Origin of the sequence: Bacillus sp. JJ1773 (assembly GCF_036962035.1) — a bacterium.
GTDB lineage: Bacteria > Bacillota > Bacilli > Bacillales > Cytobacillaceae > Cytobacillus.
Map to the genome: position 1 here is coordinate 1 of NZ_JBALNX010000082.1, position 26,082 is coordinate 26,082.

The following is a 26,082-nucleotide window of genomic DNA, read 5'->3' on the forward strand; positions in this document are numbered from 1 at the left end:
TAATGATTCTAGTGATGATGAAATATATTCAATGAAGGCTGTAATAGCTATCACAGAAGGGGATTTTGAAAATGCTGAGTTGTTAATAAAAGAGGGTTTGCTAATAAATAAAAAAAATGTAGATTTACTTTTTAACATGGGGTACCTTTATGAATATCAGGAAAATTTTCAAGAGGCGTATAGGTTATATCAATTAGCATTACAATATTCCAATGATAAGGAATTAGATAATGAATTGAGTTTAATAATAAATAATTTAATAGAAAGAAGACTTGTAGAAGAAGATTTCGTAAAGGACACTGAAATGATGACTCCAGATAAAAAAAAGGTTTTAGTTATTGCTTATTATTATCCTCCACTAAGTGGTTCTGGAGTACAAAGAACTTTGAAATTTGTAAAATACTTAAGAGAATTTGGTTGGGAACCTGTTGTTGTAACAGTAGGTAAGTCAAACTATCCTTTAAAAGATAAAACTCTTTTAAAGGAAATTCCGTATGACTTAGAATTACATAGAATAGAAGAACCTATTGAAGTAAATAGTAATACTGTTTCTGAGCTAATGACCTTATATAGTTCTATGATAAAAAACGATAATCTTATGAGAAAGTATTTAGAAGCTGTTAAAAATACAAAACATGTTGAAGATTTATTATTACCAGATTTTAATATTTTGTGGGCAAATAATGTTTTGAAAGAAATAGAGGGATTGATTGATTTTAATGATATTGATTTAATCTACACTACTTCCGGCCCGTATTCAGACCATATTATAGGATATTTTCTGAAAAATAGACATAACAAACCTTGGGTTGCTGATTTTAGGGATGAATGGACAAACAATCCTTATGCTGAATATGATAAAAATAGTTTGCTTTACCAACTGCATTTTGCAATGGAGTACAGAATTGTAAAGAATGCTGATAAAGTAATAACTGTAACACCTCCATCTTATAATAATTATAAAGAAATTTTCATGATTGAGGAGGATAAGTTAGCATTAATTACTAATGGATATGATGAAAATGATTTTTTGAATATTGAGGACCATAAACTTAGTAATAATAATAAATTTACTGTTGTACACAATGGGTTGTTTTATTCAATTAGAACACCGATTTCATTTCTTAAAGCAATTTATAATTTGATTAGTAAAGGTTTAATAGATCAGAGAAAAATTAGAATTTCTTTTACTTGGACAGAAAATATGGAAAAATGGGAGGAGTATATAAGAAGTCTTCATTTAAATGAAGTTATAGAATTTCAAGGATACTTATCCCATGATGAAAGTCTAGTCTTGTCTTCCAAAGCTGATCTACTATTATTGGTTATTGGTTCAGGTGAAAAAAATAAATCTGTATATACTGGAAAATTCTTTGAATATCTAAGAATTTGCAAGCCGATATTATCTCTATCACCAAAGGGAAGTATAGTTGAAGAATTAATAAATAAAACAAATAGAGGAAAGAATATAGAATTTGATGATATCCAAGGCATTGAAGATTATATATTGAGTAGGTATAGAGAATGGGAAAAAGGGAATCAAGTAGAATTAGAAATTACTGAAGATATTTATCGATTTGAAAGAAGACAACTAACAAAGAAACTAAGTGTTATTTTTGATATAGTAAAAAGTGGATATGAATATAAAAGGATTCCATCGGATATCATGGATACCTCTGAAAAAGACAGTTTTTTTTATGATGGGATTTATGAAAGTGGCGGTTGGCAGGAGACTTACTTTAAACACTATAGTGAAATACATTACATTGAAATTTGGGTTAAAGCACTTCAGCTAATAAAGGGTATTTTGAAACCATCAATTATTGATATAGGTTGTGGACCGGGACAATTTGCAAACCTACTCTTTGATAATAATTTAGTAAACTATAGGGGTCTTGATTTTAGCAAGGAAGCTATAAAAATTGCAAAAATTAGAAATGATAAATATAGAAATTTATTTGAAGAAGGCGATGCATTTCTTTCTAATATTTTTGATGGGTTGTATAACACAGTTGTAATATTTGAGGTTTTGGAGCATATTAATGAGGATTTAGAATTAGTTAGACGAATTATAGTAAATTCACATGTATTATTATCTGTGCCTAATTTTTATTCGCCTGGTCACGTTAGATGGTTTCATTCTAAAGAGGAAGTTTATGAGAGATATTCAGAAGTAATTGATATAGAGGGTATTTTTCCATTCCCAGTAGGAGGAAGCAATATTATCTATTTAGTATACGGGAAAAGAAATAATAATTAAGATCAATAGGATTGTGTAATGTTATTTATTTTAAGCAAGCTAGCTAATCCTTTATTATTTTTCTTGACATCATCCTGAAGTTTGAGGGGTTTTGTCGAAAAGTGTTATCTTAATAATAGAAAAGGTAAGTCAAGTATTATATGAACAGAGCCCCGAATTGTAGACACTATTTAAAAGTGGACATCCGGGGTTTTTCTGTGTTTTCTAGCTTTAAAAACATATTATACTAAAATTTACAAATGAGAAACGGGTGAATTATAAGTATATTTATTTTCAAAGGCCATTAAGGTAATGTATTAGTAACGAATCAGAGTGTCGCTTTTGTATATGATCGTGTGATTAAGATTATATGGTGAATATTATATTCAAACGAAGAAAATTTAGCAGGTAAATAGCCTGTTCAGATCTTTAGTGAGGCTGGAATTGATATTTAGACAATTTGACTGAGGAAACACATAGTGCGCTAAGTCACTGATGAACATCGTTTAAAAAATATATGAGAAGCAAGCTTAGTAGAAGAACTTCGAGGAAAGGCAGTACAATCAAGGGTGGTTTTTATTTTGTATCTATCCTTCTTAGAAGAAGATCCTCGAACAGGTGCCTATATATTATAGTTGCTCCTATAAATATTACCACATACTTTCCCATCCCAAATAATTTAATTTAGCTTGACCTTTTCGTTCATCAAAGGTCGGGGAAATTTATTCATTCAGAAAAATTAATTCAAGTCGATAATAAAAAAGAGAGTGTTATAAAAGGAGAACAAAATGCCAAACATTTCATTAGTCATGATCGTGAAAGATGAAGAGGAACACTTAAATGCTTGTTTAGATTCAGCAAAGAATTATGTAAGTGAAATCGTAATTGTAGATACCGGTTCTACTGATAATACGATAGAAATTGCAAGGGATTATGGCGCAAAAGTCTATGAATATACTTGGACAAATGATTTCGCTGCGGCACGCAATTTTGCGTTGTCTAAATCCATGTCTGACTGGAATTTGATTCTTGATGCGGATGAGCGAATTATGAGCTGGGATAAAGATAAAGTAAATAGCTTGCTTCAAGGTAAACATTTCATAGGGAAAGTTAATATAAAAAGTAATTTTTTGCAGAATAATGAAGAGCGATATTCCCAAATATTTGTTTCACGGTTACTTCCAAAAGGAATTTATTATTCTGGAAGAATACATGAGCAGGCAGTATCTGATCTGCCAAGAATTGATCTGCCTATTGATTTATTTCATGCAGGATATTTTCAAACAGATAAGTCAGAACGTAATCTTGCTATTTTAAAGGAAGAGCTTTCTAAAGATCCAAATAATGCTTATATTTTATATCAGCTTGCTAGGCAATATAAAACAATGAATCTATATGAGGAAACAGCCAGTTTTTTTAGAAAAAGCTATCAGGCAGCTGATCGTTCAGAAGGATATTTTACGGATTTGACAGTTAATTATATTTATACATTAACCGAATTAAAAAAATATTATCCTGCTTTTGAAATCATTGACCAGATGAATGTGCCATTAGGAAATAGTCCTGATTTTCAGTTCGTTTGCGGTATATTTTATCTGGATTTTGTATTAAGTGATGTGGCAAAAAATATTGATTTTCTTCCTCTCATAGAAAGATCCTATTTAATTTGCCTTGCACTAGGTGAACAGAAAGAAAGGGAAATTGTAGTAGGAACAGGATCGTTCCTTGCTGCTTATAATCTAGGTGTCTATTATGAGATGTGTAAGCAGACTGAAAAAGCAAAACATTACTATGAATTTTCAGCAGCCTATAAATATAAACCCGCTGAAATTAGATTATTAACCCTGTTATCATAAATATTTTCCAAAATGATCCGATGTAATAAGTAGAAAAAATAGTAGGGGGATAAAAATGGGCTCTGTTGATTTAATTTCCAGATCTTCCAATGAGAATATTAGCTTTGAAAGTAATAAATCTGTGAGAGGTCATGGGCAACAATCACACATCTTAGAACAGCAGCCTGAGAATAATATAGAAAAAGCAATACAAGAAAATGATTTAAAGCAAGTTGTGACAGACATAAACCAAGTTTTAGGAAATACTCATACTTCTTTAAAGTATATGTATCACGAAAAACTACAGAAGTATTATGTAACTCTTATAAATGATGAAACAAAGGAAACGGTAAGGGAAATACCTCCTAAGAAGCTGTTAGATATGTACGCATCGATGAAGGAGTACTTAGGTTTATTCGTAGATAATAAGATTTAATGGAGGTGCCCGAAATGATGAATAATACGATGAGAATTACTGGATTTGCATCTGGTCTGGATACAAATCAAATTATAAAAGATTTAATGAATGCGGAACGTGCTCCATTAAATAAATTATTTAAGAAAAAAGAATGGCTGTCATGGCAAAGAGATGCGTATAGAGACGTGAACCTTGAATTTAGTAAATTTCAAAGTAAAGTAGATAAATTGAGATTTTCCAGTGGTTTTAATGGGTATAAGGCAACTTCTTCTAATACTGCTAATGTATTAGTTTCATCAAGCAGTAAAGCAATACCAGGTTCTTATAATGTTAAGATTAATAATCTGGCAGAAGCCGCAAGAGTTGTAACTGACAACGCTATTCTAAATGAACAGGAAATTGCAGTAAAGTCAGGAGATAAAGTCCTAACATCTGGCCAAACATCAACAATTGAAATTGAAACCGTAAATGGAAAAAATACGATTGAGATTACAGAAGAGGATACATTTGCAACGCTTGCGAGTAAAATCAGTTCAACTACCGGCTTACGTGCTTCATTTGACGATACATCTTCCAGTTTTGTTATTTCAACAAAGGAAATGGGACAATCTCAAAAAATCGTGATTTCGGATAAGTCAGATGGTACTCCAAATGCAGTAAACATAGCGGCATTAATTGGCAGTGGAGGAAAAACCGAGTTATCTAGTAGTAATACTTCAGGTGTCAATGTTACTGGGAAAAATGGATCCATTACTATAGACAATAAAACTATAGACAATCTTACTTCCAATAAAGTCAGTATTTATGGAATGGAGTTAACACTATTAAAATCTGATCCAGCTAATCCAATAACCATTACAGTCGCATCTGATACAGACTCAATTTTTAACAGCATTAAAGATTTTGTAGATAGCTATAATTCATTAATTGACAGCCTAAATTCGAAAGTGAAAACGCCTCGTAATCGTGATTATCAGCCATTAACAGATGAGGAAAGAGAAAGTTTGTCTGAGAAAGAAGCTGAGAAGTGGGATGAGAAGGCAAAACAAGGTTTACTATACAATGATCAGATTATTAGAGAATCTTTAACCAATCTTAGAGGAAAGATGTATAATACTGTTTCAGAAATACCGAATGGCCAGTTGAAGATGCTTTCTGAAATTGGTATTAAATCAGCTTTCATGTCCTTGGATGGGAAGTTAGAAATTGACGAAGATAAATTAAAAGAAGCGATCGCCAACAAGCCGGATGAAGTAGAAAGGCTATTTACAAGCAATGATGGAATTGCCTCTAGAGTTTATAACGAAGTAGGTAAATCAATAGATGGCTTAAACAAAAAGGCAGGCCGCCCAAACACCGCGGCAAATCTTGATATTAGCACGCTTGGCAGCTCGATAAAAGATGTTTCCGTTCAAATGAAAACTTGGGAAGATAAGCTGAAGACGATCGAAAATCGCTATTGGAAGCAATTTACGGCTATGGAGCAAGCGATTAATAAGATGAATGCACAGAGTAGTTCCATATTTGGAATGATAGGTTAATATAAGATGATTACTTTTTAGGAGGATATTTTAAACATGCAAAAACAATTCGAGACTTATCAACAGAACGCTGTTTTAACTGCTTCTCCTGGTGAATTGACACTAATGCTTTATAATGGTTGCTTAAAATTCTTGAACCTAGCGAAAAAGGCAGTTCAAGATAACAATATTGAAGCCAAGCATACCAATCTTTCAAAAGCACAAAATATTATTTCAGAGTTAATTGTTACTCTTAATTTTGATTACCCTATCTCAAAGGATATGAGAAGGTTATATGACTATATGAATCGCAGATTAATAGAAGCTAATATAAAGAATGATTTAGATACCATTAGTGAAGTAGAAGGGTTAGTTACGGAATTCCGCGATGCTTGGAAGGAAGTAATAATCATCAATCGGAAGAAACAATATAGTACAAGCGGGCTTGTTTGATGGATAGCATTGACAATCTGTTTGCTATTACCAATGAGCTAAGGCATTCAGTTTTAAACGGGCAACATGAGGACAGAAGTAAGAAAATTAATGAATTAACTGCATACATTGATTTGCGTGGTAAGATATTAGATAGTATCAATCAAGATTTATTAACAAGTGATGATAAGCAAAAATTAAAAGAGATTCATGTCCTAAGCGAAGAAATAATAAAACAAATGGAGAAGATTAAGACATCTATTCAGCATAATATCTTACAGACAAAGAAAGGGAAGTCTGCTTTCAAGGGATATAATGATCCTTATGCTTCTTCATCTTTTGATGGGAGTTATATTGACAAAAGAAAATAATGTCAATCCCCATTTATTGATAAGAGGGACTTGTAAAGTTTTATAAAAACTATTAAAACCTGCTTTCCAAAAAGCAGGTTTTTTCTATTACCGTTTCTGTAAGATATATCAATTAACTTTGAATAAATAATTACAATTTTTACTGATGTATAAATAAGTTGAATATAAATTAGCATCCAGTTACGACATTTATTTCTCTTCTTCAATTTCCCTCCTTTCAACCGATAAAAGAAATAGACCATTTTGTCCGGAGTGATTTTTCTATGCAAGTAAACAACTTATTTAACGGAACGCCTCTACAACTCAATGAAGGGTCTTCTCCTCTTCGTGCCGGAGAAGTCGTGCAGGCCGTTATTAAAGATAGACTAGATCATAACCAAGCAACCGTCATCATAAAGGGGCAAGAATTGACGGTGAAGTTTGAGGGGAATATTCCAGCGAATGATCGTTTAAATGTAAGTGTTGTTGGTTTTGATAATAAGGGACAAGCTATTGTTAAAGCTGTTACTGTACCTATTAGTCAAAGTTCAATCAATGAAATGGTAAAAATGGGCTTAGATCCAGCGGCTCACTCTGAATTAAGGGATGCTATTCAATATTTAACTAAAAAGGGCTATCAATTAACGAAGGATGATATTTCAAATCTTCAACAGTTTATTGAAAAAGGAACTGGCAGTTATAAAGATAATTTTACTGTGATTCAGGCGTTGGCTCAAAGAAAGTTAGAAATAACGTCTACCCATCTTTCAGCTATTTATGATGCTTTACACGGGGAACCAGCTTCAAGTGTGTTATTTGATTTTCTACAAGGCACAGCAGAAGCAGAAACCGATCAAACTGATACGATTACACCTAAACTGGAAAAACAAATATTACAGGCTTTAGAAGTCCAATTAGAAGTTCAGGTCGAAGAGAGTGAAGGGTCGGCACCCAATGTAACGAACGCGAAACCAGAACTGACTGCTGATGAATATGCTAAAAGAACGGAAGAACCTGCCCACCTTTCGGAAAGTTCAACCCAAGATCAACCAATTCCAGATGATGCTGTTCAACCATTAAACTTGGATTCCAAAAACATTCTAGTAACAGAAATCACGAAAAAACTTTCGCAAATGACAATTGACTTCAATTCAATGAAGCGCGAAGCTGTGAAATATTTGGACCATCTAAACCAATTTTTAAATGAAAATAAACCAATTCCTGCAGCACAAGTTAAACAGTTGCTAGAATCAACCATCAATAAATTAGACAATGCCATTTTAAAGGGCAATTATATGCTCTACACAGATATGGGTACGGAGAAGGAGTTATTATCCGCAAGCTCGCAATTAGCAAAAGCTAGAGACATGTTAGCAAAAGGCAGTTATTTAGAAGCTAATGAGATCGTGAAAGAGGTAAAGGTTTTGCTGAATAATATCAGTTTCAAGCCATCGATTTCCAAGGTGATGCATTTTGTTTCTGAGCAAAGTTTATTGCAGAAAGAAGAGCCAACGAAGCAAATATTAAAGGAGCTTCAGCAAGCAATTAAACCCATTTCGGGGCAAGAAAGCTCAGCTAGGCAGGTTTTTGAAGTGGTTAAGCGTTTGGGGCTTATCCATGAAAACCAAGCGGCCCATTTAGTTACCGGTACTTCAAAGGGTGAGACGGAGCCGAACCTTAAATCGGCTTTAATGAAGCTGATTCAAGCTGAGGATGGGCAGCCGAGAACGGTTCAGCCATTAGAACAGGCCTTAAACAACTTAACGGGCCAGCAATTGTTAAATAAGCCGGATTCAACGGGTGTGCAAAATTTATTCATGCAGCTTCCTCTGCTCCTTCATAATAAGGTAGAAAATGTGAAGGTTTTCGTGAATTCTCAGAAAAAGGGGGAAGGAATTGATTGGGAAAACTGCAGCTTGTATTTTGTGCTGGAGACGCAAAAACTCGGGAATATCGGCATACTCGTCCATGCCAATAATCGCAATCTTTCTATAACCTTGAAAACAAATCGTGAGGGGCTGGCAGAAAAAGCGGGGCAATTTTCTGAAGCTTCCCTTCAGCGGTTAAATGAAATAGGATACAAGGTGGGGTCTGTCCAAATTAAACCATTTGATGGACAGGAAACCAATCAAACGCCAATGGAGGCTAAAACAGCATCGGAAGAACAAACTTCTACAGAGAGAGGATATGATTTTAAAATATGAATCCTCAAAAGCCAGTTATCCGAAAATCTTATGCCCATATGTATTATGAAGATGAACAAAGGCTTTCGCCAGCTGACCAAGCCAAACAATCTGAAAAATTTGCACAAAAATTAATTGAATCAGCTCAAAATAACAATATTCCTCTCCAAGAGAATTCTACCTTACTTAAGCATTTGATAGAAGTCGACTTGGGAGATTCCGTTCCTCCGCAATTATATGCACTTATATCGGAAATATTAGGGTTAATGAAAGAACTGGAAAAAGAATAACCGTTAATAAAGGTGTGAAACGATGGAAGTAAATAGAGTGAGGAAAAATGAAATACTAAGTAGATTAGGCTCTAAAGGAAATATAGCGAAGGATTCTATTTCATTTCAATCCGTTATGAATAAGAATCAAAATGAACAGACATTAGAAATCCTGCAATCTAAGATAAAGGATATTGAACAGCAGGGCGAAAAGCTAACGGAGCTTCGAACGGTTGAAAGCCTTCGTCAATATAAAAAAATGGTGAAGGATTTTATGAAGTATGCCGTTGATCACGGACTGGAACTTCAAGAGAATTTTGGCTTTAACCAGCGTGGGTCGACTCGAACTCACAGATTGGTTAAAGAAGTGGATAAAAAGCTTATAGATTTAACTAATACTGTCCTTGAAAAAGAATCCAGTTCACTAGACGTATTAAATAAGGTTGGCGAGATTAAGGGATTGTTAATTAATATTTACACTTAATATTTTGGAAATAAGGAACTGAACTAGCCTAGCTGATTTGATGGGCTAGTTTTTTACTAACGAATGAAGCCAAATAAAAAATGCTAGACTATATGATTGCTAATTTTATGTTGAATATGATGTATTTGTGGAAAAAATATAAGTTATGAAAAGAGGATTGAGGAGCTGTTGAATTGAAAAACAAAAAGCTTTGCCCTAAATGTAATTCTCTTTTATATGAAGATGCCATTGAAGAAGTGTTGTTTGACAAAAGTGGCAATATGATTTTGGATGCTTTCCCGGCATGGGTTTGTACGGAGCAATGTGGATATTACGAGCGCAGCGGGCTGAATTAGGGGATGAATAAAGATGGAAAGAGAAATGAAGTCGATTTTTGAACAGCTTTTAAGTCTTTATGAAAGAAGTGAAATCCATACTAACGTTCCGCTTGAGGATTTTACAACTGAGGTTTTTGCAGGTGTAGTGGGTAGTAATCAAGCTATCATCGATGGATTTGTAAACAATGTTTTACATATTCCGGGTGTTAATTTCCAGGTCGTCACACAAAATTTTTATCCCCTTGCTGATGAGATCAACTGCCGTGTGGATATGGTGTTTTATTCTGAAAGCCGTATTTGTTTTTTAGAAAATAAGGTAGATACCACCGAGCATACTGGTCAATTAAAACGGTATGAAAAGGTACTTAGTCAATTGAAGGATCAAGGTAAATACTCCGAAATATACTTGCGTTATTGTACGAAAAATATAGAAGATGTTAACCAACAATTTTACATAGATTTCAAGACTTTGAGATGGAAGGATATTTATCAATATCTCTTGTCTTATAATGAGGATTCCCTAGTTCATGCATTTTTACTATTTTTAGAAAGGACGAAATTAGTGAAGGATGGACAATTAAATCATACAGATTTGCTAGTAATGACACATATGCAACAAACGCTTCAAAAGCTTGGTGAATTGATGGAGCCGGTTAGTCTTGAGTTTCACAAGCGCTTTGGTGATGCCACTGTAAAACCTGGAAATCAGGGAGTAAAGGAAATTGCCGATTTTAATCGATTTATCCTTTATCGTAAAAAAGCCTTTGGCACGGGAAATAGTGAGATAATGGCAGGATTTACGTTTGAGGAGAATGGTGGGCCTGGTTTATTTGTACAGCTTTGGGGTAACAGAAATAATAGTAAGTATGAAGAGTATCAGCAGCATATTGTTGAGAGAGAAGCGACATTTGATCGTGTCATTGAAACAGATTATGGGCTCAAAGCTCGGAATACGGTTCCTCTAGAAGACGTCATGAACCAAAGTAATCCTTCGCAATGGATGCATAGGTGGTTTTGTGAACAATTAGATCGAGTGGAGGATTTTCTGCTAGAAACTTCAAATCTTGATTGGAATGTTCGAATATCGAGAAAAGTAGTTGCTCAGCAAGATGAAAAAACATTGCTACTTCAATTAGGAAGTGGACGCGGGCAAATTCTAGATTTGCATAGTCAAATTGTCAATCCAGCGATGAACATTGATGCCATATTGAAATTTGGTTACTGGGAAGATTGTGTGAATGAATATGATTGTGAAGAATTATTAAAAGGTATTAAGCAGATTTCGAATAAATACGCTTGAATCGGTCCACTTTGACTGTGGTGCTGGTCACCAAATGAAATATTTTATTTCACAAGGTATCCAGAAAATGAATCACAAAATCAAGTTATTTCAATATTGTGTGGCTCAGCTTGCTGGAGTAACTATGTTTTGTTAATTAAAATTCTTAAATCAATTGACATTAAAGCCCAGGAGCAGCTGGTTTTTAAAAATCACCCCACTCCTTCACACAACCGACAAATTCCACAAAGTTTTTTCCTGTACTAGCAGGAGTTTTATGGGGTAAAATAGAAATGTAAACATATAGTCTTATTAATAAGACTTAGCGCTTTTTGAAAGGGGCTATTTCACTAAAATGGCGACCCTAAGAAGCGTAAGCATTTGTAAATGAAAAGGAGGGGCTCACTTATGAATTTTAACATTCGTGGTGAAAACATTGAGGTAACTCCAGCAATTCGAGAGTATGTCGAGAAGAAAATTGCTAAGTTAGAAAGGTATTTTACTGAAACTCCTGAATCAACTGTACATGTAAATTTGAAAACGTATCAAGATAAAAAGTCTAAAGTGGAAGTTACGATTCCGATGCCGAATCTAGTGCTTCGTGCGGAGGAAGTTCATGATGATATGTATGCAGCGATTGATTTAATCACTGATAAGCTTGAGCGTCAAATTCGTAAGCATAAGACAAAGGTTAACCGCAAGTTCCGTGAAAAGGGCCATGCTCCAGCAATGTTCGTGACGCTGGACGATTCTGAAAGAACGCCAGTAGATGAGGAGCAAGATCTGGAAGTGGTTCGCCAAAAGAGCTTCGATTTGAAACCAATGGATAGCGAGGAAGCGATCCTTCAAATGAATATGCTTGGTCACAGTTTCTATGTGTTTACAAATGCTGAGACAAGTCTAACCAATGTTGTATATAAGCGTAAAGACGGCCGTTATGGATTGATTGAAGCGCAATAATGATAAGAATGAGAACCCCGCCGCTGTGCGGGGTTTTTTGGTGACCTTTTTTAAAAAATAATCTAGTAAAAAATCATATATTCTAATAATTTGGTATAATTAGAATAATATGACTAAAAGGGTGTTGCCGATGAATGTGGATTTTCTATATCATCCCTATCCGTCACAAAGAATGACGGTGATGGCGAAGCGAGGCATGGTGGCGACTTCTCAGCCGCTTGCTGCTCAGGCGGGTCTGGATATGCTCAAAAAAGGCGGGAATGCGATCGATGCCGCCGTTGCCACAGCCGCCGCATTGACAGTTTTGGAACCGACCTCGAATGGCATTGGGGGAGATGCGTTTGCGCTTGTTTGGACAAATGGCAGCCTGTATGGGTTGGATGCCAGTGGTCTGGCACCTCACAGCATCTCGATTGAAGCAATGGAAGCAAGAGGATATGAAAAAATCCCTGTCCATGGGTGGATGCCGGTTACGGTGCCGGGTGCCCCTTCCGGATGGGCTGAATTATCGAAACGATTTGGCCGGCTTTCTTTCCGGAAAGTTCTGCAGCCAGCGATTGACTATGCGGAAAGCGGTTATCCTTTGACCCCTGTCTTAGGAAAGTATTGGGGGTATGCCTATGAGAGATTTAAGCAGGTGTTGAAGGGGGAGGAATTTCAGCATTGGTTCGAAACCTTTGCACCGGGTGGACGAGCTCCAAAAATCGGAGAGCTGTGGCGCTCTGAAGATCATGCAACAACATTACGTTCCATTGGCGACACATATGGAGAAAGTTTTTACAGAGGGGAATTGGCTGATAAAATTGATGCCTTTGCGAAAAAATACAATGCTTTTCTTTCTAAAGAGGATTTAGCCAAGTATAAAGCTGAATGGGTTACGCCCATAAAGGTCAATTACCGCGGGTATGATGTGTGGGAAATCCCGCCTAGCACCCAGGGACTGATTGCGCTATTAGGTTTAAATATTGTAAGTGGCTACTCTTTTAGTCACCGAGACTCAGTGGATACGATACATAAACAAATTGAAGCGATGAAGCTTGCTTTTACAGATGGAAAAGCCTATATTACCGATCCGAAAGAGATGAGGATTCAACTGAGTGAGCTGCTTTCAGCGGAGTACGGGGCGCGGAGGAGAGCAGAAATCGGCGAGCAGGCGATTATGCCAGAGACCTATCAGCCAGCGAGCGGGGGGACGGTTTACCTAGCTACTGCCGATGATGAGGGCAATATGGTTTCGTTTATTCAGAGCAACTATATGGGTTTTGGATCTGGTTTGGTCGTTCCGGGGACAGGCATTGCTCTGCAAAATCGGGGATATGATTTCTCGCTCGATCCGGGTCAGCCTAATGCCTTAAAGCCTGGGAAAAAGACATATCATACGATTATTCCGGGGTTTCTAACAAAAGGGAATCAAGCTGTTGGTCCTTTTGGTGTCATGGGCGGTTTTATGCAGCCTCAGGGGCATATGCAGGTAGTCATGAACACGGTTGATTTTCACCTTAATCCGCAGGCGTCCCTTGATGCACCAAGGTGGCAGTGGGTGTCTGAAAAAAAGGTGCTGGTTGAGCCGCATTTTCCGGCCTCGCTCGCACAAGCCTTGATGAGAAAAGGGCATCAAATAGAAATGACTGTGGATTCTGGCGGATTTGGCCGCGGGCAAATCATTTGGCGCGATTTGGAGACAGGTGTGCTTATGGGAGGAACTGAGTCCCGAACGGACGGGGCGATTGCGGTTTGGTAAACCGGATTATTTTTAGGCTATATTAGCGATTATTGTTGATTACTAGCCTATGCATGAATGCGGACGGGTTTTATTTGGGACGAAAACAAGAGAGAGCAGGTATGGCGGTTTGATTGCCAACAAAATTCATTAACAAAGCCTATTTTTAAAAAGAGGAGGAGCTACTATGACGTTTTCAATTGTTGGTTATGATCCAAAGGAGAAAGAATGGGGAATTGCGGTTCAGTCTAAGTTTCTTGGTGTGGGGGCTGTTGTGCCGTTTGCCAAAGCCGGGGTTGGTGCGGTAGCCACCCAATCCTATGCGAATACTTCTTATGGCCCGAAGGCACTTGAACTATTTGCTCAAGGGAAAACAGCACAAGAGGTAATGGACATCATTACGGAGGAGGATCCGCAAAAAGGGTTGCGCCAGGTTGGAATCATTGATGCGTTCGGTAACGCGGCTACCTTTACGGGAAAAGGCTGTTATGACTGGGCTGGGGGAATCACAGGCCCTCATTTTGCGGCGCAGGGAAATATTTTGGTAGACGAAAAAACGGTACATGCGATGGCGGAAACCTTTCAGAACGTGGAAGGAACATTGGCAGAACGATTGCTGGCGGCACTTGATGCGGGGCAATCAGCAGGCGGGGATAGCCGGGGCCAGCAATCTGCGGCACTCCTTGTTGTAAAAGATAAAGGCGGCTATGGCGGATTTAATGATCGTTATGTTGATCTTCGGGTTGATGAACATCCGGAACCGATTAAGGACCTTATCCGCATTTATCAGCTTCAGCAGCTTTATTTCGCTCCAGCTAGGGCAGAAAATATTGTTGAGGTTGAGGGAGAAGTGATGGGGTCTGTCGCACAAGAATTGGTTCGCCTCCAATATTTGGATGCCGAACATGATGATGAACTGCTTTTTAAAGCCTTAACCACTTATATTCATACCGAAAACTTCGAAGCCCGTGAGCAGGCACAGGGAAAAATTGATTTGGATGTTTTGACGTATATGAGGAAGCAAGAAAAATAGCGGGCGGCCATGCCGCTTTTTTTTTCTGTCCGGATTAGTAGTGGCGGATATAATTGAAATCTCGCGGATATCTCGATGAAAGTGGCGGATATATTGAAAATCTCGCGGATATATCCTGAAAGTAGCGGATATATCAAAACTTCGCAATTTTACCAATAAAAATATATACAAATTTCAGTTCATTTAACAAAAGAATTCCAATCCATATAATAAAATACAGACAATAAACTTCGAAGCCATCTAAAAATATGGTAAGAGCAAACTATAAAAAGTTTTCTGCCTAAATTCCCTTCTTACCCCTCCTAATCCCCATAAGTTGTCACTCCCTAGTGAAAGTGTTAATATTAATAGGTGTAAATATGAGATTTCATGGGAGGATTCAGCCGGTTAGCAGCGAATCTTTTTTAAGCTAAGCTGAGATTTAAGCAGATTGAAAAATAAGGCTTTCACATTTCCTCCCATATCCAATATAAAGGAGCGTTTTTAATGCTTGGAATTTTAAATAAAGTATTCGATCAAAATAAACGCGAATTAAAACGCCTAACCAAAATAGCTGATCAAGTAGAGACTTATGCGGCAGATATGGAAAAGCTTTCAGATGATGAGCTCCGCGGGAAAACAGAAGAATTTAAAGCACGCTATCAAAAAGGCGAGTCATTGGATGATTTGCTAGTAGAAGCTTTTGCGGTTGTGAGAGAAGGCTCTCGCCGTGTTCTTGGTTTATATCCGTATCCTGTTCAAATCATGGGGGGATCGTCCCTGCATGATGGAAATATTTCCGAGATGAAGACAGGGGAAGGGAAAACCTTAACCGCTACGATGCCCGTGTATTTAAATGCCCTATCAGGCAAAGGGGTTCATGTTGTAACGGTGAACGAATATTTGGCGAGCCGTGATGCGAACGAAATGGGCCAACTGTATGAATTTCTTGGGCTCACTGTCGGGTTGAATTTAAATGGCCTGACAAAGGAAGAGAAGCAGGCTGCGTACGCTGCGGATATTACGTATAGCACAAATAACGAGCTCGGCTTCGATTATCTTCGTGACAACATGGTTCTTTACAAAGAGCAAAAGGTTCAGCGCCCGCTTTATTATGCGGTCATTGACGAGGTTGACTCGATTTTAATTGATGAAGCCCGTACGCCGTTAATTATTTCGGGTACTGCTCAAAAGTCAGCAGCCCTCTATATTCAGGCGAACGCTTTCGTACGTACGCTCAAAAAAGACGAGGATTATACGTTTGATGAAAAAACAAAAGGAGTTCAGCTGACAGAAGAAGGGATGACGAAGGCTGAGCGTGCTTTTGGCATTGAAAACCTGTTTGATATTAGTCATGTAACCCTAAATCATCATATAACGCAGGCATTAAAAGCTCATTCAAGCATGCATCTTGATGTGGATTATGTCGTTCAAGAAGGCGAAATTGTCATTGTTGACCAATTTACCGGCCGTTTAATGAAGGGGCGCCGCTATAGTGACGGGCTTCACCAGGCTATCGAGGCAAAAGAAGGTCTGGAAATTCAAAATGAAAGCATGACGCTTGCGACGATTACATTCCAGAACTATTTCCGGATGTATGAAAAGCTTGCGGGGATGACGGGTACAGCGAAGACAGAGGAAGAGGAATTCCGCAATATTTACAATATGAATGTTGTCGTGATTCCAACGAACCGTCCGATTGCCCGTGATGATCGTGCCGATCTTATTTATTCATCGATCGATGGAAAATTCCGTGCGGTTGTGGAGGATATCGCTGAGCGCTACAAAAAAGGACAGCCTATTCTTGTCGGTACAGTTGCGATTGAAACATCTGAAGTCATTTCAAAATATTTAACGAAAAAAGGCATTCGCCATAATGTATTAAATGCGAAAAACCATGGACGTGAGGCTGAAATTATTGCCAATGCCGGTGAACAGGGTTCTGTTACGATTGCGACAAACATGGCAGGACGTGGTACGGATATCAAGCTGGGTGAAGGCGTTAAGGAATTGGGCGGATTAGCTGTAATCGGAACGGAACGTCATGAAAGCCGCCGGATTGATAATCAGCTTCGTGGACGTTCAGGCCGTCAAGGAGATCCAGGGGTTACGCAATTTTACCTTTCAATGGAAGATGAGCTAATGCGCCGCTTCGGTTCTGACAATATGAAGTCGATGATGGAGCGCCTTGGTATGGACGATTCTCAGCCGATTCAAAGTAAAATGGTTTCTAAAGCGGTTGAATCTGCGCAGAAGCGAGTGGAAGGAAATAACTTTGACGCTCGTAAGCAGCTTCTTTCCTATGATGATGTTCTTCGTCAGCAGCGTGAAATTCTTTATACACAGCGTAATGAAGTGTTGGAATCAGAAAATCTTCGTGAGATCGTTGAGAAAATGATTATGACTTCCCTAGAGCGTAATGTGGAAGCATTTGCTCCTAATACTGGCGATGATGAAGAGTGGAACTACCAAGGTCTGGTCGATTATGTGAATGGAAATCTTCTGCATGAAGGAGATATCACGGTTAATGACCTTCGCGGCAAGGAATCTGATGAAATCGTTGATGCGATTTTTGCAAAAGTAAAAGAACGCTACGATGAAAAAGAAGACATTCTTCAGCCTGAACAAATGCGTGAATTTGAAAAGGTTATCGTTCTCCGAGCAGTAGATTCGAAATGGATTGATCATATTGATGCGATGGATCAGCTTCGCCAAGGAATTCACCTTCGTGCGTACGGTCAAATTGATCCATTAAGAGAATACCAGCATGAAGGCTTCGCGATGTTTGAGCACATGATCGCGGCGATTGAAGAGGATGTAGCGAAATATATCATGAAGGCTGAAATTCGCAATAACCTTGAGCGTCAAGAGGTAGCAAAGGGTCAGGCTGTAAACCCTAAAGAAGATGGCGAAAAGGTGAAGAAAAAGCCAGTGGTCAAGCAAATCAGTGTGGGCCGAAATGATCCATGTATTTGCGGAAGCGGCAAAAAATATAAAAACTGCTGTGGGGTTAATGCATAACTGCTCACAGAAGAACTAATAAGGGCCGGCGAGCCGTTCAGAACAGCTTTGCCGGCCTTCTTGCGGTTTTTTTAGCCTAAAAGGGCAAATTTCTATAAATTAGATGTGAAATTTTTAATAGGAAACAGTATAATAAATATCATGTTTTTTTAAATAAGGCTAAATTAGTGATTGTTGTTGATTTAGCCATATGTTTGATAATATTCCTGAGTAAAAATAACAATTCATTATATGAGGTGACGAAATTGGAATTAGCAGATATTCGACATGAGTTAGAAAAAGCAGCTAAGCGATTGGCGGACTTTAGGGGGTCTCTTTGACTTAGAAAACAAAGAGGCACGAATTGCGGAGCTTGATGATACGATGCTTCAGCCTGGTTTCTGGGATGATCAGCAGCAAGCACAAGTAGTAATTGGAGAGCTTAATGGATTGAAGGATCAAGTGCATGAGTTGTATGATTTGAACGAAACGTATGATAATTTGGAGTTAACCTATGAGCTTGTTAAGGAAGAGGATGACCAGGAGCTTCGGCAAGAGCTTGAGGCAGAGTTAAAGGAAATGTCCAAACGCTTCAACGAGTTTGAGCTGCAGCTTCTTCTTAGCGAGCCATATGATAAAAATAATGTCATTCTTGAGCTGCATCCAGGTGCGGGCGGAACGGAATCACAGGATTGGGGCTCCATGTTGCTGCGCATGTATACGAGATGGGCTGAAAAGAAAGGCTTTAAAGTTGAGACACTCGACTACCTTCCGGGAGACGAGGCTGGGATCAAAAGTGTAACCTTGAGTATTAAAGGCCACAATGCATACGGCTATTTAAAGGCGGAAAAAGGGGTGCACCGTTTAGTCCGAATTTCTCCATTTGATTCCTCAGGCCGTCGTCATACCTCCTTTGTTTCATGTGAAGTTATGCCGGAATTTAATGATGAGATTGATATCGACATTCGGACAGAGGATTTAAAGATTGACACTTACCGTTCAAGTGGTGCCGGCGGGCAGCACGTTAATACAACGGACTCTGCAGTAAGGATCACGCATATTCCAACAGGAGTGGTTGTGACGTGTCAAACGGAGCGTTCCCAAATTAAAAACCGTGAACATGCCATGAAGATGCTTAAAGCCAAGCTCTATCAGAAGAAAATCGAAGAGCAGGAACAGCAAATGGCCGATATTCGCGGGGAGCAAAAAGAAATCGGCTGGGGAAGCCAAATTCGTTCTTACGTATTTCATCCATACTCAATGGTAAAGGATCATCGGACAAACACAGAATCTGGGAATGTGCAGGCCGTCATGGACGGAGAACTGGATTCATTTATTGATGCTTTCCTCAGGTCAAAATTAAGTTAATAGATAAAAGCCTTTGCTCGATCTTACAATCAGCAAAGGCTTTTTTGTTTTATTGGGAATTTTGGCGTTTGCCTTTGATGATTGGGAGGCAATTACTTGAAGTGGATTCTCTTCCTTCGATTTCTTTAGTGCGTACTGTTTTTCTTTGTGTGAAGTTTTGTATCAACAGAAGTGACCTTTAAATTTTCAGAAATAATTCGAAAGTGTTCATCATGTTGATCTAATTTTGAATGGATATGCTTGAAATGGCTTCTAAACTCTGTAGCATTATTCTGAACTGTCTCCTCAAGCTTATAAAGTCTATGATCAATTGTATCCAATCTTTCATCAACGGCATCGAATCTTTGGTCCATAGCATCAAGTCTCTGGTCAACGGCGTTGAATCTTTGATCCATAACATCAAATCTTTGATCCATCGCGTCAAACCTGCGATCCATCGCCTCAAACCTTTGGTCAATCGATACAAACTTTTGATCAACGGCATCAAACTTTTCATCAACCGCATCGAATCTTTGATCAATTTTATCAAATCTCTTAGAATGATCTTTCAGCTGATCTAGAATTTCATAAAGAATTTTCTCCATCTTTGTTCACCTCCTTTTCGTGATTATACCACAGAATCAGGCTGAAAAAGCCTTTAGCCTTTTACTCATTCATAGTTTTAGCCAATACTCCGCAACCTACTATATAGGAAAAATTCCTAGGTCATTTTACCGCGTTAAAACAGCAGTCTGATGGCATTTACACATACATAACCTCATGCTATACTCACTGACGGCATTAGCTGCAATATCTGATTTTTACTTAAAAGGAGTTTTCCTATGAGAAAAGCAAGACGCGATTTTTCACAGAACATAATATGGGAAACCATGCAGGAATATCTATCCATACTCATCGGTGCTGCAATCATAGCGATTACGTTCAATGTGTTTCTGCTGCCGAATCAAGTGGCATCTGGCGGGGTAAGCGGGATTAGTACGATTTTGGCCGCGGTTGTGGGCTGGGAGCCGGCGTATGTGCAATGGGCTTTTAATATACCGCTCTTTATTGCCGGAATTGTGTTTCTCGGGAAGCAGTTTGGGGTGAAAACGCTGGCAGGTACCGTTTTTCTGCCGTTTGTCGTTTTTTTGACAAAGGGGTTTGAGCCATGGACAAATGACCCGTTATTAGCCTCCCTATTCGGCGGGATCGGAGTGGGACTTGGGCTGGGGATCGTTTTTAGAGGGAAAGCATCAACTGGCGGAACCGATTTGGCTGCACAGATTATTAATAAATACACGGGCCTGACACTTGGGACATGTGTTGCGATTATTGACGGCTTAATTGTACTGACTGCTGCGATTGTGTTTGATATTGAGAGAGGGCTTTACGCATTGCTGGCTCTCTATGTGACGAGTAAGACAATTGATATTGTTCAAATTGGAATGAAACATTCAAAGATGACGTTGATTATTACGGAAAAAGAAAATGAAGTTCGTGAAGGAATTCTGAATAAAATAGACAGGGGTGTGACAAAACTAACAGCATATGGCGGTTATACCGAAAATGAACGCCCGATTCTAATGTGTGTCGTCGATCAGACAGAATTCACAAAGTTGAAACAATTGGTCAAAACCATTGATCCTGCTGCGTTTGTCGTGGTTTCGGATGCCTCTGAGGTCCTTGGGGAGGGTTTCAAAAGGGTATAAGATATTGGTATAATATAGCTGTAGTATGTAATTTTACCAGAGGGGGATATAATGGTGAAAAAGAAGCTTCTTGCATTATTAATGGGTACATCCCTAGTTCTTGCTGCTTGTGGCGGCGGTGGCGACAATGCTACTGAAAAAGAGGATACAGGTACAACAGGCACCACAAACGGCGGTGAAACAACAACAGCTGGAGATGGAGATGCTCAAAAGCTGTATGATCAAAAATGCTCAAGCTGCCATGGTGCCAACCTTGAAGGTACTGTTGGTCCAAAACTTTCTAATGTTGGGGCTAGCCTATCCAAAGAAGATATTGAAAATATCATTGCGAATGGACAAGGTGCAATGCCAGCAGGTCTTCTTAAAGGCGATGAAGCAACACAAGTTGCAGATTGGTTAGCTGCTAAAAAGTAAATAAAACGAGAAAAACGCTCTGTTTTTAAAGACAGAGCGTTTTTTTTATAAGAAAGCATTACTTTTCTTGAGTTTAAAGTAAGCTACTTCTGAAAAGTAGAGTTTAAAAAAAATAATCTCTTAAGGGCAAAGTTGATTATCTTTATCTTAAACTGTCGCCATATTTCACTGTTGGCCTTTCTTTTCAATAGCGCCCATTCCCTCTAAAAGTATCTTGGCATCAGAATTTAAATATTGGACTACGTCATTTCTTAATAGCAGTTCCGCTTTATCCTTTATAAATAATTTTAATCCCCTTAAATCAAACCTAGTTGCATAAGTATTAATTGAATGTATTGTTGCCATGTCCTGTCTGCTAAGAGACTTTGTAATTGAACTGTTTGTGAAAAAATCTAGTAAAGTCCTTGCATTACTTTTTAAAAGGTTTTTATTTCCATTTAATAAGTCGATATTCTCTTCAATATACTTTCTTACAGTAACTAAATCCAGTTCTTCCACACTGATATTAATTTTAGATATTAGTTCTTGAATTTGCATATCATCATTCCCTTACCTTTTCCTTTTGCTTCTAGTATCGGATTCAAGTAAGAAAATTGAAGGCTTATCGACAATATTAGACATAATACTTACTTTTCATTTGGCGTTCGTGTTGTTGCGCATTATTGTCCTAATGTAAAAAAGCACATTAATATGTGCTTTAAATAAATTCAAATTCATAATCTTCGAGTGTCTATCCTTCGCCTAAATCTCTTGGGTGTCTTGGTTCCTTCCTTTGGGCAAAGCCCAGCCTGTTCAATTACTCCAAAAATCAAAAATAATCTCCAAAGGGCAAAGCAAGACCTATTCATTTATCACAAAAGTCAAAAGGAGTCTTTCCATGAGGCTCATTTTGTGCTTGTCGGGGGTGAACACAAGGAAAGCTTCTGCGATTATTCATTGCAGGAACAATTGTACTTTGATTGTCCGAAGGTGCTTGCGATTTTTTATTTCCCTCTAAATCCACTTATTTCACCGTGAAAAGAAAATGTAATAATTTTTCAAGGTAATTAGACAACCTATGATGTTATAATGGAAAAGTATAAATAGCTGAGGTGTCTTGTTTACGTTTTTTTGCTGTCGAATTTTAACGAATATTGTTTGACTGAGGCCCTAATAAAGTGAGCGGCCACTCAATCGAAACTTTAAGAAATATTAGGTGATGTAAATGATAGAAATGCAAGATGTATATAAAAAGTACCCAAATGGTGTAGTTGCTGCAAATGGGATTGATGTACATATTAAGCCGGGAGAGTTTGTGTATGTCGTAGGTCCAAGCGGTGCAGGGAAATCAACTTTTATCAAAATGATGTATAGAGAAGAGAAGCCTACGAGCGGAACGATTACAATAAATGGCGTAAACCTTGGGAAGTTAAAAGCGAATAAGGTCCCTCTCCTTCGCCGTAATATTGGAGTTGTATTCCAGGACTTTAAACTGCTGCCAACTTTATCCGTTTATGAGAATGTCGCTTTTGCGCTTGAAGTGACAGAGGAACAGCCTAAATATATTAAGAAACAGGTTATGGAAACGCTGGAGCTTGTGAATTTAAAGCATAAAGCCCGTATGCTGCCAACTGAATTGTCTGGAGGGGAGCAGCAGCGTGTGTCAATTGCACGTTCCATCGTCAATTCCCCTAAGGTTGTAATCGCCGATGAGCCAACAGGAAACCTTGACCCTGACACATCATGGGAAATTATGAACATCTTTGACGAAATTAACACAAGGGGTACGACTGTCGTGATGGCAACACATAATAAAGAAATCGTAAATACGATTAAGCACCGTGTAATCGCCATTGAGGGCGGAAAGATCGTTCGTGACCAGCAGAGAGGTGATTATGGCTATGAAAGCTAGAACATTACGCCGTCACCTAAGAGAGAGCTTGAAGAGTCTTGCGAGAAACGGCTGGATGACTTTTGCCTCTGCCAGTGCTGTAACGGTAACGCTTATTTTGGTCGGTGTTTTCTTCGTTATTATGATGAATTTGAATAAAGTGGCAACCGATTTAGAGGAGCAAGTTGAAATCCGCGTCCATGTCGATGTTGCTGCCAATGAACAGGATCAGAAGATATTAGGGGAAAAGATTGAAAAAATTTCAGAGGTGAAATCCGTTGTTTATTCTCCGAAAGATAAGGAGCTTGATAATCTGATTGAAAGCTTCGGAGAAGAAGGGGAAGCCTACAAGCTGTTTGAACAGGACAACCCGTTAAATGATGTCTTTGTTGTCAAAACAAAGAAACCTGCTGACACGATGATGGTCGCGAAAAAGATTGAAAAAATGGAATACGCGGCAAAGGTTAATTATGGCCAAGGGAAGATTGAAAAGCTCTTCTCGTTCATCAAATCCAGCCGTAACGTTGGGATCGTTCTTATTGTGGGATTATTGTTTACGGCCATGTTCCTGATCTCGAATACGATCAAAATCACCATTGTTGCTAGAAGAAGAGAAATTGAGATTATGAGATTAGTAGGGGCCACCAATGCCTTTATCAGATGGCCATTCTTCTTGGAGGGCTTATGGCTCGGTATCATTGGGGCCATTTTGCCAATCGTTCTCGTTACGACCTCCTACTATTATCTCTATGATTTCCTTGCACCGAAGCTTAAAGGGAATTTTATCGAGATTCTCGCTTTGAACCCGTTTGTCTACCAAGTTTCCGGTTTGCTGCTCCTCATGGGTGCATTGATTGGAATTTGGGGCAGTATGATGTCTGTTAGAAAGTTTTTAAAAGTATAGGAATATACGGAGGAAGGGGCCGCTGGCTTCTTCCTTTTTGCGTTGATTTGAAACCGTGTTCTAGTCCGCAAAAATTAGATCTCATAAACCCTATCTCTCATAAAACTCTCATAACCCGTCCACTTTGGTCATATATTGAATTATTAAGGCCTCCCAATTATTCAAAAAGGCGTCAATATTTTTGAAAAAAAGTTTTATACAAAGCGAAAGCATTCGCCTTCCCAAAAGCGGAACTAATCACCCTTAGTGTGTAGCGAATAGAAAGGAAGATGGGATGAATAGAAAATGGATGGCGTTATTGATGACAGGTTCACTTCTGACAGGGGCGGGCGGTACATATGCGGGTATGAAAGTCTTCAGCCAAGGTACCGTGCTGGAACGATTAGAAAATAAATCTTCCGAAATGGAAGAGGGAAGTTTCCCATCGGCAACCGGAAAAGGTGATTTAACAAAGGTAGAGCAGGCGTATAGTCTTATTCTTAATAGCTATGTTGAAAAGGTTGGAGAGCAGCAGCTAGTAGAAGGAGCCATTCAAGGCATGCTTGCGACCCTTTCAGATCCGTATTCTATCTATATGGACAAGGAAACGGTCAAAAAATTCAATGAGACTCTTGAATCCTCCTTTGAAGGAATAGGTGCAGAAGTAGGCATGGAGGATGGAAAGATTATTATTATTTCCCCTTTTAAAGAATCTCCTGCCGAAAAAGCGGGATTAAAGCCTCGTGATCAGATATTGAAGGTGGATGGAGAAAGCTTAAAGGGGATGGATCTTTTTCAGGCAACATCCAAAATCCGCGGAAAAAAAGGCACGAAGGTGAAGCTGGAAATTGCGCGCAATGGATTAAAGGAGTCGCTTATTGTTGAGGTGAAGCGTGACGAAATCCCTCAAATTACGGTGTTACCAGAAATGAAAAGGCAAAATGGGAAAAAAATCGGTTATATCGAAATAACATCCTTTTCAAACGATACAGCTTCGGAGTTTGAAGAAAGCCTTAAGTCATTAGAGGAAAAAGGCATGGAAGGCTTAGTGATCGATGTGCGAGGGAATCCTGGTGGGCTATTAATATCGGTAGAGAAAATTTTGAAAGAGCTCGTCACAGATGGAAAGCCTTATATCCAAATAGAAAAACGCGAAGGTGAAAAGAAAAGATATTACTCGAGCTTAAAGGAGAAAAAGGAATACCCGATCGCCGTTCTAATTGATAAAGGCAGTGCGTCAGCTTCTGAAATTCTGGCGGGTGCCCTAAAAGAGGCGGAAGGATATGCGCTCATCGGGGAGAATACATTTGGCAAAGGGACTGTTCAGCAGCCGGTACCGATGGGGGATGGCAGCAATATTAAATTAACTTTATATAAATGGCTGACGCCTGATGGAAATTGGATTCATAATGAAGGGATCAAGCCGACATTGGAGGTAAAGCAGCCGAAGATTTTTTATACACATCCGCTCCAAATTAATAAAACTCTTGAGAAAGATATGAACAATGAGCAAGTGAAAAACGCACAGGAAATGCTCGAGGGCTTAGGCTATGGGCCAGGTCGAAGCGATGGATATTTCAGTGAATCTACGGAAACGGCTGTACGTGCTTTCCAACAGCAGCACGATCTGAAACCAACCGGAGCCATCGATAAAAAGACAGCCTCCGCACTCGAACAGGCGGTAATTGCCGAAATGAAAAAAGAAGAGAATGACATGCAGCTGCAAATGGCTTTGCGGTTTGTAGCTAGATAATATAATGAAGGTCACCGTTTTTGATGAACGGTGGCTTTTCTGTTTTTTGATTTATGAGAGCCTTTGCCGCATGAAAAGTCCGTCCAGC

23 protein-coding genes are annotated in these 26,082 nt (G+C 38.5%); 21 read left to right on the top strand and 2 right to left on the bottom strand.

Translation table 11 applies throughout. From position 1 onward, the window contains the following. The 16 genes from V7127_RS20980 to prfB form a co-directional block, all read left to right on the top strand. On the top strand, positions 1–2,260 hold a 2,260-nt coding region (locus tag V7127_RS20980; protein WP_335489269.1), incomplete at its 5' end, for a methyltransferase domain-containing protein. A 767-nt stretch (positions 2,261–3,027) separates the two neighbouring features. Continuing rightward, positions 3,028–4,095 (top strand): glycosyltransferase family 2 protein, encoded by a 1,068-nt coding sequence (locus tag V7127_RS20985; RefSeq protein WP_335489272.1) that lies wholly within the window; start codon positions 3,028–3,030, stop codon positions 4,093–4,095. A gap of 55 nt (positions 4,096–4,150) precedes the next feature. Continuing rightward, the gene (gene flaG, locus V7127_RS20990) at positions 4,151–4,510 is read left to right on the top strand and encodes a flagellar protein FlaG (protein ID WP_335489275.1); all 360 of its coding nucleotides are present in this window, start codon (positions 4,151–4,153) and stop codon (positions 4,508–4,510) included. A 14-nt stretch (positions 4,511–4,524) separates the two neighbouring features. After that, positions 4,525–6,033 (top strand): flagellar filament capping protein FliD, encoded by a 1,509-nt coding sequence (fliD, locus tag V7127_RS20995; protein WP_335489278.1) that lies wholly within the window; start codon positions 4,525–4,527, stop codon positions 6,031–6,033. Between the two features lie 36 nt (positions 6,034–6,069). After that, positions 6,070–6,465, top strand: a complete 396-nt coding sequence (gene fliS, locus V7127_RS21000) for a flagellar export chaperone FliS (RefSeq protein ID WP_335489281.1) — start codon at positions 6,070–6,072, stop codon at positions 6,463–6,465. Next, complete coding sequence (locus V7127_RS21005) at positions 6,465–6,815, top strand: hypothetical protein (protein WP_335489285.1); 351 nt, start codon at positions 6,465–6,467, stop codon at positions 6,813–6,815. The genes fliS and V7127_RS21005 overlap by 1 nt, the downstream gene beginning before the upstream one ends. A gap of 263 nt (positions 6,816–7,078) precedes the next feature. After that, on the top strand, positions 7,079–8,998 hold the full coding sequence (locus V7127_RS21010) for a hypothetical protein (RefSeq protein WP_335489288.1): 1,920 nt from the start codon (positions 7,079–7,081) through the stop codon (positions 8,996–8,998). Further along, positions 8,995–9,267 carry an EscU/YscU/HrcU family type III secretion system export apparatus switch protein gene (locus V7127_RS21015; protein ID WP_335346648.1) on the top strand — a complete coding sequence of 91 codons (273 nt, stop codon included), beginning with the start codon at positions 8,995–8,997 and terminating at the stop codon, positions 9,265–9,267. Before V7127_RS21010 ends, V7127_RS21015 begins: the two co-directional genes overlap by 4 nt. A 22-nt stretch (positions 9,268–9,289) precedes the next feature. Then, positions 9,290–9,730 (top strand): YaaR family protein, encoded by a 441-nt coding sequence (locus tag V7127_RS21020; RefSeq protein ID WP_335346649.1) that lies wholly within the window; start codon positions 9,290–9,292, stop codon positions 9,728–9,730. Between the two features lie 173 nt (positions 9,731–9,903). Then, a complete protein-coding gene (locus V7127_RS21025; RefSeq protein ID WP_335346650.1) occupies positions 9,904–10,065 on the top strand; it encodes a hypothetical protein in 162 nt (53 codons plus the stop codon). Positions 10,066–10,078: 13 nt separating this feature from the next. Next, positions 10,079–11,347, top strand: coding sequence for a PD-(D/E)XK nuclease family protein (locus V7127_RS21030; RefSeq protein WP_335489291.1), 1,269 nt, complete (start codon positions 10,079–10,081; stop codon positions 11,345–11,347). Between the two features lie 387 nt (positions 11,348–11,734). Continuing rightward, entirely contained in the window at positions 11,735–12,286 is a 552-nt protein-coding gene (gene hpf, locus V7127_RS21035; RefSeq protein WP_335346652.1) for a ribosome hibernation-promoting factor, HPF/YfiA family, read from the top strand. Between the two features lie 136 nt (positions 12,287–12,422). Continuing rightward, positions 12,423–14,027, top strand: a complete 1,605-nt coding sequence (locus tag V7127_RS21040; RefSeq protein ID WP_335489313.1) for a gamma-glutamyltransferase family protein — start codon at positions 12,423–12,425, stop codon at positions 14,025–14,027. Positions 14,028–14,193: 166 nt separating this feature from the next. Next, on the top strand, positions 14,194–15,039 hold the full coding sequence (locus V7127_RS21045) for a DUF1028 domain-containing protein (RefSeq protein WP_335489294.1): 846 nt from the start codon (positions 14,194–14,196) through the stop codon (positions 15,037–15,039). 486 nt (positions 15,040–15,525) lie between these two features. Further along, entirely contained in the window at positions 15,526–18,039 is a 2,514-nt protein-coding gene (secA, locus tag V7127_RS21050; RefSeq protein ID WP_335489297.1) for a preprotein translocase subunit SecA, read from the top strand. Between the two features lie 245 nt (positions 18,040–18,284). After that, a protein-coding gene (prfB, locus tag V7127_RS21055; RefSeq protein WP_335346010.1) for a peptide chain release factor 2 occupies positions 18,285–19,386 on the top strand; the annotation gives its coding sequence in 2 pieces (ribosomal slippage) (positions 18,285–18,356 and positions 18,358–19,386; 1,101 coding nt in all). A 125-nt stretch (positions 19,387–19,511) separates the two neighbouring features. Here prfB and V7127_RS21060 read toward each other — a convergent pair. Then, the gene (locus V7127_RS21060; protein WP_335489300.1) at positions 19,512–19,970 is read right to left on the bottom strand and encodes a hypothetical protein; all 459 of its coding nucleotides are present in this window, start codon (positions 19,968–19,970) and stop codon (positions 19,512–19,514) included. Positions 19,971–20,207: 237 nt separating this feature from the next. Here V7127_RS21060 and V7127_RS21065 point away from each other — a divergent pair, with 237 nt between their 5' ends. Continuing rightward, on the top strand, positions 20,208–21,074 hold the full coding sequence (locus V7127_RS21065; protein ID WP_335346008.1) for a YitT family protein: 867 nt from the start codon (positions 20,208–20,210) through the stop codon (positions 21,072–21,074). Between the two features lie 54 nt (positions 21,075–21,128). Further along, positions 21,129–21,488 carry a cytochrome c551 gene (gene cccB / locus V7127_RS21070; RefSeq protein ID WP_335346013.1) on the top strand — a complete coding sequence of 120 codons (360 nt, stop codon included), beginning with the start codon at positions 21,129–21,131 and terminating at the stop codon, positions 21,486–21,488. A 165-nt stretch (positions 21,489–21,653) separates the two neighbouring features. Here cccB and V7127_RS21075 read toward each other — a convergent pair whose 3' ends face one another. After that, positions 21,654–22,025 carry a hypothetical protein gene (locus V7127_RS21075; protein WP_335489303.1) on the bottom strand — a complete coding sequence of 124 codons (372 nt, stop codon included), beginning with the start codon at positions 22,023–22,025 and terminating at the stop codon, positions 21,654–21,656. Positions 22,026–22,692: 667 nt separating this feature from the next. Here V7127_RS21075 and ftsE point away from each other — a divergent pair. The 3 genes from ftsE (at position 22,693) to V7127_RS21090 (ending at position 25,994) form a co-directional block, all read left to right on the top strand. After that, a complete protein-coding gene (ftsE, locus tag V7127_RS21080) occupies positions 22,693–23,379 on the top strand; it encodes a cell division ATP-binding protein FtsE (RefSeq protein WP_335346006.1) in 687 nt (228 codons plus the stop codon). Then, entirely contained in the window at positions 23,369–24,262 is an 894-nt protein-coding gene (ftsX, locus tag V7127_RS21085; RefSeq protein ID WP_335489306.1) for a permease-like cell division protein FtsX, read from the top strand. Before ftsE ends, ftsX begins: the two co-directional genes overlap by 11 nt. Positions 24,263–24,536: 274 nt before the next feature. Beyond that, positions 24,537–25,994, top strand: a complete 1,458-nt coding sequence (locus tag V7127_RS21090; RefSeq protein ID WP_335489309.1) for a S41 family peptidase — start codon at positions 24,537–24,539, stop codon at positions 25,992–25,994. Positions 25,995–26,082: the final 88 nt, after the last annotated feature.

What these genes read in the sequence shown, in the direction of transcription:
- V7127_RS21030 (WP_335489291.1), top strand. Translation starts at nt 10,079, where the DNA reads ATGGAAAGAGAAATGAAGTCGATTTTTGAACAGCTTTTAAGTCTTTAT.
- V7127_RS21015 (WP_335346648.1), top strand. Translation starts at nt 8,995, where the DNA reads ATGAATCCTCAAAAGCCAGTTATCCGAAAATCTTATGCCCATATGTAT.
- secA (WP_335489297.1), top strand. Translation starts at nt 15,526, where the DNA reads ATGCTTGGAATTTTAAATAAAGTATTCGATCAAAATAAACGCGAATTA.
- V7127_RS21060 (WP_335489300.1), bottom strand. Translation starts at nt 19,970, where the DNA reads ATGGAGAAAATTCTTTATGAAATTCTAGATCAGCTGAAAGATCATTCT.
- V7127_RS21020 (WP_335346649.1), top strand. Translation starts at nt 9,290, where the DNA reads ATGGAAGTAAATAGAGTGAGGAAAAATGAAATACTAAGTAGATTAGGC.
- ftsX (WP_335489306.1), top strand. Translation starts at nt 23,369, where the DNA reads ATGAAAGCTAGAACATTACGCCGTCACCTAAGAGAGAGCTTGAAGAGT.
- V7127_RS21065 (WP_335346008.1), top strand. Translation starts at nt 20,208, where the DNA reads ATGAGAAAAGCAAGACGCGATTTTTCACAGAACATAATATGGGAAACC.
- hpf (WP_335346652.1), top strand. Translation starts at nt 11,735, where the DNA reads ATGAATTTTAACATTCGTGGTGAAAACATTGAGGTAACTCCAGCAATT.
- V7127_RS21045 (WP_335489294.1), top strand. Translation starts at nt 14,194, where the DNA reads ATGACGTTTTCAATTGTTGGTTATGATCCAAAGGAGAAAGAATGGGGA.
- V7127_RS21010 (WP_335489288.1), top strand. Translation starts at nt 7,079, where the DNA reads ATGCAAGTAAACAACTTATTTAACGGAACGCCTCTACAACTCAATGAA.
- fliD (WP_335489278.1), top strand. Translation starts at nt 4,525, where the DNA reads ATGATGAATAATACGATGAGAATTACTGGATTTGCATCTGGTCTGGAT.
- flaG (WP_335489275.1), top strand. Translation starts at nt 4,151, where the DNA reads ATGGGCTCTGTTGATTTAATTTCCAGATCTTCCAATGAGAATATTAGC.
- V7127_RS21090 (WP_335489309.1), top strand. Translation starts at nt 24,537, where the DNA reads ATGAATAGAAAATGGATGGCGTTATTGATGACAGGTTCACTTCTGACA.
- V7127_RS20985 (WP_335489272.1), top strand. Translation starts at nt 3,028, where the DNA reads ATGCCAAACATTTCATTAGTCATGATCGTGAAAGATGAAGAGGAACAC.
- V7127_RS21075 (WP_335489303.1), bottom strand. Translation starts at nt 22,025, where the DNA reads ATGCAAATTCAAGAACTAATATCTAAAATTAATATCAGTGTGGAAGAA.
- fliS (WP_335489281.1), top strand. Translation starts at nt 6,070, where the DNA reads ATGCAAAAACAATTCGAGACTTATCAACAGAACGCTGTTTTAACTGCT.
- ftsE (WP_335346006.1), top strand. Translation starts at nt 22,693, where the DNA reads ATGATAGAAATGCAAGATGTATATAAAAAGTACCCAAATGGTGTAGTT.
- V7127_RS21005 (WP_335489285.1), top strand. Translation starts at nt 6,465, where the DNA reads ATGGATAGCATTGACAATCTGTTTGCTATTACCAATGAGCTAAGGCAT.